The sequence below is a fragment of the Legionella pneumophila subsp. fraseri genome (assembly GCF_000586315.1).
GTDB classification, from domain to species: Bacteria; Pseudomonadota; Gammaproteobacteria; order Legionellales; family Legionellaceae; genus Legionella; species Legionella pneumophila_B.
Genome location: NZ_JFIM01000030.1, coordinates 22,965 through 32,568, shown reverse-complemented (window position 1 = coordinate 32,568; position 9,604 = coordinate 22,965). Strand labels below are relative to the sequence as shown.

The window sequence follows — 9,604 nt, the reverse complement described above, 5'->3', positions numbered from 1 at the left end:
AGGTTTCTTTGGTTCAAAAAATATACAAAATTTAGGTGAACAGAGGAAGGATTGAGTCGTTCAAAAGGAGAATTACATGCATTCTTTTGTCTCAGAAGGATTATTAAAACAATGAGTTTGGATTGATTATTAGGTAATAGGTAGGAATGCATAATGTATTCTCCTCTATAGAAGAAAATTGAATCATAGTCTTTTGGATTTTAGCTTTCTATTGTGTCGATAGATTTCATTTTATTTTCGCTTGTCCAGCCACTTTCTTATATAATGGACATTTTCTTCAATTGTATTGAGGATTTGTTGATATAATGCTTCTAACAAGTCAGTATCTCCTGATTTCCAATAGCGTTCAAAATATTGACAAGCCATTTTCATTTGTACTGTACCGACATAAACGCATCCGCCTTTAATTTTATGGGCTATGTCTTGGGTTTTTCCCCAATCCCCAAAGTCATGAAACTTTTTCATTTCAGCTACTTCGTCTGGTAATGAGTGATTGAGCATCGTATGAAGCATCTCGGCAAGATTTTCTTCGGTTAATGTAAATTTAATGGCTTCCTGTACATCAAGAACTGGGTAAGATGAAAGATTGAACAAATCTTCACGCCGGGGGGGTGAATCAGAAGAATAAGTTGGTAAAGGATACTTTTGTTGATTATTTTTTCCAGAAGTTGAAGAAGTCATATATCCTCATAAGAATAATTTCTAAAGAATACAGTCTCTATTTTTAAACTATAGTCTATTTATAAAAAACTTATTGATTTTTAAAAGACAGATTTCTAAAAGACTATTTTAGTTTTAAGGCTTGGTCAATTTCCTTTTATATTTGCTCAAGCGACTAATCAAAACATAAAATAAAGGCGTAAATACCAAACCAAAAAAAGTCACTCCCAGCATGCCACTGAATACAGCAACACCCAGTGCCCGACGCATTTCAGCTCCGGCTCCTGTTGCGATAATCAAAGGAAAAACACCGAGAATAAATGCGAATGACGTCATCAAAATTGGGCGCAGGCGAAGTTTTGCCGCCTGAATGGCGGCCTTCCAGAGATTATAACCCCGGTTTTCAAGTTGTCTGGCAAACTCCACAATCAGAATGGCATTTTTCGATGCAAGTCCAATCAGTACCAGAAAACCAATCTGGGTCATAATATTATTTTCCATACCCAGAATTTTAACTCCCAGCATGGATGAAAAGAGACACATCGGTACAATTAATATGACAGCTAAAGGTAAAGACCAGCTTTCATATTGAGCGGCAAGGACAAGGAAAATGAAAATAACACCCAGAGTAAAGGCGATTGCCGCAGTATTACCTACCATTTTCTGTTGATAGGCTATTTCTGTCCACTCATAACCAATACCGTCTGGAAGATTGTTCTGAGCCAGTTTTTCCATTGTGGCCAATGCTTCATCAGAACTGTATCCTGGGGAAACGTCACCTTGCAAATCAATAGCAGGATACAGATTGAAACGAGGCATGCGCGAAGGAGCAACGGTATTTTCTATTTGTGCAACTGACCCTATAGGCACCATGTCTCCGTTGTTGCTTTTGACTTTAATTCGTAAAATATCGTCTTCGGTATGGCGATATTCTGAATCAGCTTGCGCAATAACACGAAAAGTACGTCCCAGATAATTGAATTCGTTAATAAAAACAGAACCCAGGTAAACCTCCAGTGCCTCAACAACATTCGCGTAAGGCACGTTAAGCCGCTCCACCTTTTCTCTGTCCAGTTTCAAGTGAAGTCTTGGCGTTGAATTTTCAAAAAAAGTGAATACTGATGTGGTGGCTTTTTCCTGATTGGCCGCATTGACCATTGTCGCTGCTGCTTCCATTAATACATCAAGGCCTCGGCCGCCTCTGTCTTGAAGCATCATTTTAAAACCACCTGCATTTCCAATACCGCGGACTGGAGGAGGAGGAATAACCACGATGAGGGCTTCTTTGATTGTACTTAATTCCTGTCTTAAACGCTTAAGAATGTCGTTATAATTTATCCCCATGCGTTGTCTCTCTTCAAATGACAGTAAAGGAGTAAAAATTGCCCCGGCATTGGAGGAGTTAGTAAATGTGGCACCAGAAAAGCCTGTAAAACTAACGGTATGAGCAATACCAGGAATGGCCAATATTTTGTTGACTGCTTTGTTGATGACTGCATCAGTACGGCTCAAAGAAGCTCCTGCTGGCAATTGAATTGCAACGATAAAATAACCCTGGTCTTGTCTTGGTATAAACCCGCGCGGCACGTAAACAAAAAGAAGTAGTGTGATGGAAATAAAAATACCATAAGCAATGATCATTAAAGTGGTTTTACGTGTGATGTTGGCAACCAATTTCCCATATTGACGGGAAAATCCTTCCATTAGTCGATTAAATCCATGTAAAAATCCATATACTGGCTTTTTCCACCAGGCTAACTCTTCTTGTTGTAATGTTTCGTGATGAGCACGCAGCAATAACACCGCCATGGTTGGAGTCAGGGTTAACGAGACAAAAACAGAAATGGCAGTCGCGACTGCAAGCGTTGTACCGAATTGTTGATAAAACCGTCCGGAAATTCCTTCCAGAAAAACGGTAGGTAAAAATACGGCAATTAATACCAGTCCCATCGCGACCAATGCCGATCCTACTTCTGTCATGGTTTTTCTGGCTGCGTCACGGGGATTCATGCCTGCCTGGATATTGCGCTCCATATTTTCAACAACGACAATGGCATCATCAACCACAATACCGATGGCAAGAACCAAACCAAATAAAGTTAAGTAATTCAATGAAAATCCAATAGCCTGCATTACGGCAAAAGTTCCTATCAATGATACAGGAATAGCTACTATAGGAATGACAGAGGCTCTCCAGGTCTGTAGAAAAATTAAAATAACGAGTACAACGAGAGCAATCGCTTCATAAATGGTATGGAATACAGCATCAATTGATTGTTGAACAAATAAAGTGGGGTTATAGGCAATGTCATAGGTAATCCCCGGGGGGAAATCTTTGGCAATCGATTTCATAGTCTTAATGATTTCTTGCGCTGTGGCTAATGCATTGGTTCCCGGGCGTTGATAAATAGGTAATGCTACAGCAGGGTATTTGTCTAAATAACCTTTCGTCAGATAATTTTGTGTACCTAACTCGACACGACCGATGTCTTTCAGGCGAACGATACGTCCATTTTCGCCTGATTTGACAATAATATTCTCAAACTCTTCTTTTTTAACCAGGCGCCCTTTGGTTTCAATATGGTACTCGAAGCCGTATTGGTTTTTTTGGGGTTGCAAATTAAGCTTACCACTGGCGACTTGCACGTTTTGAGCACGAACAGCCGCTAAAACATCATTCGCGGTTAAATTAAAAGTATTCATTAAATCGGGATTGAGCCAAATGCGCATGGCATATTCACTGGCTCCAAATACGAGGACATTACCCACACCTTCAATTCGTCTGATTTTATCGCGTATATGCAAAATAGCGTAATTGCCAATATAGGTTTGATCATATTGGCCATTAGGGGAGTAAAGATTCACTACTAACATCAAATCAGGCGAGTTTTTATTAGTAGTGATCCCTAAGCGGCGGACTTCCTCTGGTAATTTGGGTTCCACAACTTCCACCCTGTTTTGTACCAGTACCTGTGCCTGATCCAGATCTGTTCCGAGCTTAAAAGTAATAGTCAGACGCATTTGGCCATCATCAGTGGATTGGGAATCCATATATAACATGTTTTCTACGCCGTTAACTTCCTGTTCAATCGGTGTTGCAACAGTTTCAGCTACTGTTTTTGCATTGGCTCCAGGATAAGAAGCTTGTACCTGAATCGTAGGAGGAACTACTTGCGGGTATTGTTCTATTGGTAAGTTGAAATAGGACAATACCCCCACCATAACAATGATGATGGAGATTACTGTTGCGAATACAGGCCTATCAATAAAGAAAAGAGCTATTTTCATCCAGTAAATCCTTTTCGTGTTGGCTACACTGTAAAACGTTGTATGCTTTATGCAGTATTAAATTCTATCGAATGAACAGGATTCCAATACACAACCGGTTTAATTTTCGGTTACCTCAATCATCACAGGCTTAACTTCCTGGTTTGCGCCATGAATACGTTGAATTCCATGAATGACAACTTTTTCATTCCCTTTCAATCCACTTCGAATAATGTAAAACCCACTTTCGCGTAGTGGCCCTAATTCCACATATACTCGCTTCACTTTATTTTCATTATCAACCACATACACAAATTTACGGGCTTGGTCCGTATTGATTGCTTTATCGGGGAGTAAAATTGCTTCATATTCCCCACTTCCAACTAATTTTACACGTGCAAACAGGCCAGGATAAATGACGTTATCAGGATTAGGTACAAGTGCTCTGGCAAGAATGGTTCCTGTGCCTGAGTCGATCACATTATCCAAAAAATCTACTACCCCTTGATGAAGATAATCCTTTTCATCAGGTAATTTAATTAAGACGGGCGTGGGTTCTTTCTCAGAACTAAGTCTTTTTCCTGCACGTTCAAGACGTATGTATTTGAGCAAATCATTTTGACTGGTTTCAAAATAAAAATAAATGGGATCAACAGAAACTACTTTAGTCAAGACCGTGTCGTTCATGCGGATTAAATTACCCACACTCACAAAATCGCGACTTATTTTGCCACTGATGGGAGCTTTGATTTCAGTAAATTCCAGATTCAATTTTGCTTCCTGCACTCTGGTTTCAGCAACTTGTACGTCTTGAAATCGTTGATCTATCACTTCAGCGGAAATAAATTTCTCTTTTTGAAGTTTTATGGCACGTTCATATTGCGCTTTGGCTAATGCGTATTGAGCTTCCGCTCTTGCCAGAGCATATTTGAAGGGGCGTTGATCGATAACGAATAAAACATCTCCTTTTTTTACCGTTTGACCATCCTTGAACTTGATCGCCTCAAGATAACCAGTGACCCGAGCGCGAACATCGACTTCCTCTACTGCTTGAAATCGTCCAGTGTATTCATCCCATTCTACAATTTTCTTTTTTACTGGAAGCGCGACATCAACTTCCGCCAAAATTTGCCCTGCTGGCTTATTGGATTCTGAACTACAGGAAATGAGGGCAGGAATAAGAATGATTGCCAGTAATTGTAGGATCAATGCCAACATTTTGTTCATTGTTATCTATCCCTGATATTCAATATAGTAGTAAGTTATGATCCAGTGGATAAGCTTAGTTTAGCTTATAAAGACGTATTATGCCTAATGCCGTGAATATTATATCTTGCATTAGGAGATCATCCGGCCCAAGCAAAATACCAGAGTGTTTTTGTTATACGGACACGTATCGACTGATCTTTATTTTTTTATGCAAAGTGACTATTATCCATCATTTTGTTCGTAAGGATATGTTCAATGTTTGGTTTTGTTTCAGATTTATTAACAGCAGCAGTCAGTTCTTTAGATGAATTATTACAAGATACTCCAGCGCATCAAATCATATTAGGTACAGCCGCTCTTTATTTTCTTTATAATCAATATAATGACCCATGGATTTCCAGATGGTATCGTAGCCGTAATAACGCCAGTATGAAGCAGCGCATTATTGATAGTGCTTACGCCTTGGCAAAAAATTTACCTGGTGTGAATCAGATCATTGAGAAAGAGCTCAATAAAGAACTTGCTTCAACAAGAGAAAAATTGAGAATTCAGCGTTCCGGTATGACTCTCAGAGATGAAATACCGGAGAAAGGGCTTTCTCCCGAAGACATTTTGAGCGCATTTGATGTGGATGTAAAAAAATGTCATTTTGATTTCTTATCCGTAACCAATGACGGTTCTGAGAGGGAATTTCTTGTTGGAAGAGGGGATGGTAAAGACTCAGGAGCTTTATACGCTATTCACCCCAAGGAACTTACTGAACTTCTTAAAGAAGTTTATGGGGCAACCGCTCTCACTAATCCTTTGCATGATAAATGGCCTCGAATTAACGCAATGCAAGCGGAGGTGATTCGCTGGTGTCAAAATCTGTTTCATGGTTCAAAAGAAGGTTATGGATTATTAACTCATGGGGGAACGACCAGCATTATTGAGGCGATGGCCGCTTATGTTATTCGTGCAAGAGCAAAAGGGATTGACTATCCGGAAATTGTCGTACCTGAAACCGCACATGCTGCATTTAAAAAAGCAGCCGAATTAACGGGAGCAATATTAATTACAGTGCCTGTCGATAAAAAAACAGGTGCGGTGAATCCCAATGCCATGAGTTCCTATATTTCCCGAAACACTGCTGTAATCGTTGGATCGGCTCCCTCTTTCATGAATGGAATTCATGATCCTGTCTCTGAGTTAGGTCAATTGGCAAAGAAAAAAAATGTTCCTTTTCATGTGGATGCCTGTCTGGGTGGATTTTTAACGGCTTTTTTAGACACCTCATCAGATCCTATGGATTTTAGAGTACCTGGAGTGACTTCCATTTCAGCCGATTTGCATAAATATGGCTGTTGTCCTAAAGGCACCTCTGTTTGTCTTTTTAGTGAGGATTCGCCTGCTTTATCGGTTTATGCCGCATTAAACTGGTCAGGTGGATTGTATGCTACACCAGGAATTCTCGATGGTTCAACCAGTGGGGCTCGGGTTGCGGAAGTCTATGCTACTTTGTCTTACTATGGGAAAAATAAATATCAGGAAATCGCCAAAAGCATTATCACATTACGCAATGCGATTCAAAAAGAATTGACGGAATTACTGGAGGAAGGTAAGGGATTGACCAGTGAAGACATTTATATTTATGGTAACCCTCAATGGTCCATCCTGGGTTTTAGAAGTAACACTTGCAATGCTCATTTCATTGCCGATGAATTGGAGAAGAGGGGGTGGAAGCTTAATTTGCTACAAAATCCGGATGGTTTTCACTTATGCCTGACTCATGTGCATACATTGGTGAAAGGTTTCGAAAAGCAATTTATCAAGGATTTAAGAGAGGCGGTGATTGATGTTAAAAATTATCCCCCTGGAAAGAAACCAAGCGGTAATGTCAAAGTGTATGGTGCTGTCGGTATGATGCCTGTTGAACTTCAGAAAGAGATTTGTAAACAATATCAAAAAGCCCGCCTTGATTTTACAGCAGCCAGCCACGGGAGCTTGGGGATATTTACAACTTCACCTACAGAAGAGGACGATGGACTTAGAAACAGGAAAGCTGGGGAACAAAAGGTGCAAACCTCGCTTTGAACCAATAGAGCTCTTGCATAACCAGTCTTTATCTTTTTAATGCTGCCTTGCAAACGTTTCTGCGGCACTGATTTACTGCATCTAAACTATGCTCGCCGAGACGTTTTCACCTTGGCGTAAAACAAAATAATCAGCTTATGCAAGAGGTTTGTTTTTACTGTAAAAATTACACGCGTTTCTGTACAGAATTTTTTCTGTCAGCTCCTCATCAAATAGATCCTGGATTAATTGAATGTCACTATCCAGAAAAGGGCGGGGAGCCCGCGTGGAGGGTAAATCTGTACCAAATAACAAAGCGTCTGGATTAATTTGGGCAATGGTTTGCAGTGCTTTTTTAACATCAAAATCGACTCTCCCAAAACCTGAAGCTTTTATTTTGATGCCATGTTTCACCAGATGGAGTAACTCGGAAAATCCTGATTGTGATAATCCTAAATGATCAATACTGACAGCTGGCAATTCCAATAACAGATTAGTCAAATCGCCAAGCTCCTTTGAGTCAACATAAATCTCTACATGCCACCTTACCATTTCATAAATACGATGAGCAAAATACTTTAACTGATGGATACTTTCTGAGCCTCCACGCTTGAGATTGAAACGAACCGCTCGAATACCTTGTTGATTTAATTGAATAATTTCTTCATCACTTACAGTGGCAGGTAATTGAGTAACCCCCACAAAGTTTGGGCCTAAAACCGATAAAGCCGTTAGCAGATAGGTTTGGTCAAAGGCTTGAAATGAACCTGAAACCACAGCTCCTCCACAAATATTCAGGGGCTTTGCACGTTGGAGATAATCTTCAACAGTAAATTCAGGAGGAAGATAGGATTGATTAGCGATTAGAGGAAAACGATAATCAATGATATGAAAATGAGCATCAAATAGTTTCAACATTTCAGTCAATTAAATTTGCGGTTAAAATCATACTATCATACAAAGATTTTCGTTATCAGTGATTGGCTTTTTGCTTGATGGCTATAAATGATATAAGACTATTTTCTAATTTATTTGTCAGTTGACAGATAGAATACTTGTTGCTATTAAATTGTAAGTGGTTTTTATAATATGGGCCGTTAGCTCAGTTGGTAGAGCAGGAGACTCTTAATCTCAGGGTCATAGGTTCGAATCCTATACGGCCCAATCAATTTTTAATCGCCCAATCCTCACAAATTAAAATGTGTTTTATTAATTCGTGTTATTGCTAATGAATTCGATTATAGTAATGTCATTCTTTTTCATATGACGTAAACAATGCACCGAGAGTTATTAAAGTATTTAGAAATGTATCATCCGCAAATTGCGCCATTTATGCATCTTCAGATTAATGAATGGGGCAAAGACAGACCCCTGCAAGGGTTGAAAATACTGCATCATGTGCCTTTGGTTCCCAATACACTGCTAAAAATTGCAGCTCTTGTTGCTGCAAAAGCTGAAGTGACCGTAACCAATCCAGCCTCTTTTTGTAAGGCACACCCTGATGCGATTACTTGTCTTCATAATTCTGGAATTGCTTATGTTGAAAATCTTGACCTTTTAAGAGATGAAACGTTCGATGTTTATATGGATTGTGGCGGGCAGCTTCATCAGCGTCTCGGAAGACCTTTGACGGGAGCTATAGAGTTAACAGGCTCAGGGGATCAGTATTATCGTAGTCTGAAAACACTTGATTTTCCGGTTATAAGCATTGATCACACAATGACGAAACAATTGGAGACAGTATTTGGTTGTGCCGAAAGTTCTCACCAAGCGATTCAAAAACTCACAGGTGTCGATCCCAAAAACAAGAATTGGTTAATCTTTGGATTTGGTAAAATAGGGCGAGGGCTCGCTTATTTTTGTGTAGAACATCGAGTACCGGTTACTGTAGTGGACAGTTCGGCTCACCAATGTGATTTAGCTTCCAGGCTTGGTATAGACGCTATTCTACCCGAGGATCGAGATAAGCTTGAAAAAGCAGTGGCTAAAGCAGATATTATTTTAACTGCAACTGGTGGTAAAAATATCATGAGCAAATATCCCAGAGCCTGGTTTGATGGCAAAATCCTGGGGAATTTAGGGCTTCATGATGAGTTTGGCCCCAATTTCAACGCTCAGGATGTATTATACGATAAAAAACCTATTAATTTTTGCTTATATGATCCTACTTCAATGATTTTTATAGACCCTGAGTTTTATTTGCATAATCTGGGATGTTTATTGCTTTTACAGGGAAATTTTTCTCGGGGCATGCATGACATCCCGGAAGATATAGATTCCTCTATTATTAGAGATTGGTGCCAGTATCATAAATACTCCGAAAAAAATATTCGACGTTGGTTTCTGACTTCCCAGGACTTTTCTCTTAAAACAAACTAATATAATCAGTTGGAATAAGACGGTTTACAGGCACTTT

6 protein-coding genes and 1 tRNA gene are annotated in these 9,604 nt (G+C 39.6%); 3 read left to right on the top strand and 4 right to left on the bottom strand.

Annotated features, from left to right (window positions below; genetic code table 11):
* Positions 1 to 231 precede the first annotated feature (231 nt).
* The 3 genes from CC34_RS0107845 to CC34_RS0107835 all read right to left on the bottom strand — a co-directional run bounded on the left by CC34_RS0107845 (position 232) and on the right by CC34_RS0107835 (position 5,154).
* Positions 232 to 681 carry an Hpt domain-containing protein gene (locus CC34_RS0107845; protein ID WP_027227224.1) on the bottom strand — a complete coding sequence of 150 codons (450 nt, stop codon included), beginning with the start codon at positions 679 to 681 and terminating at the stop codon, positions 232 to 234.
* A gap of 114 nt (positions 682 to 795) precedes the next feature.
* Positions 796 to 3,948, bottom strand: a complete 3,153-nt coding sequence (locus CC34_RS0107840; protein ID WP_027227223.1) for an efflux RND transporter permease subunit — start codon at positions 3,946 to 3,948, stop codon at positions 796 to 798.
* 99 nt (positions 3,949 to 4,047) lie between these two features.
* Positions 4,048 to 5,154, bottom strand: coding sequence for an efflux RND transporter periplasmic adaptor subunit (locus CC34_RS0107835; protein ID WP_027227222.1), 1,107 nt, complete (start codon positions 5,152 to 5,154; stop codon positions 4,048 to 4,050).
* Positions 5,155 to 5,370: 216 nt separating this feature from the next.
* On the opposite strand from CC34_RS0107835, the gene legS2 reads away from it, so the two are divergent.
* Positions 5,371 to 7,209 (top strand): Dot/Icm T4SS effector sphingosine 1-phosphate lyase LegS2, encoded by a 1,839-nt coding sequence (gene legS2 / locus CC34_RS0107830; RefSeq protein WP_080274161.1) that lies wholly within the window; start codon positions 5,371 to 5,373, stop codon positions 7,207 to 7,209.
* Positions 7,210 to 7,344: 135 nt separating this feature from the next.
* Here the strand turns inward: legS2 and CC34_RS0107825 are convergent, their stop codons facing one another.
* Complete coding sequence (locus CC34_RS0107825) at positions 7,345 to 8,106, bottom strand: amidohydrolase family protein (protein WP_028379363.1); 762 nt, start codon at positions 8,104 to 8,106, stop codon at positions 7,345 to 7,347.
* Between the two features lie 173 nt (positions 8,107 to 8,279).
* On the opposite strand from CC34_RS0107825, the gene CC34_RS0107820 reads away from it, so the two are divergent.
* Together CC34_RS0107820 and CC34_RS0107815 are read left to right on the top strand one after the other, a co-directional pair.
* Positions 8,280 to 8,352, top strand: a tRNA-Lys gene (locus CC34_RS0107820).
* Between the two features lie 111 nt (positions 8,353 to 8,463).
* Entirely contained in the window at positions 8,464 to 9,567 is a 1,104-nt protein-coding gene (locus tag CC34_RS0107815; RefSeq protein ID WP_028379362.1) for an NAD-binding protein, read from the top strand.
* Positions 9,568 to 9,604: the final 37 nt, after the last annotated feature.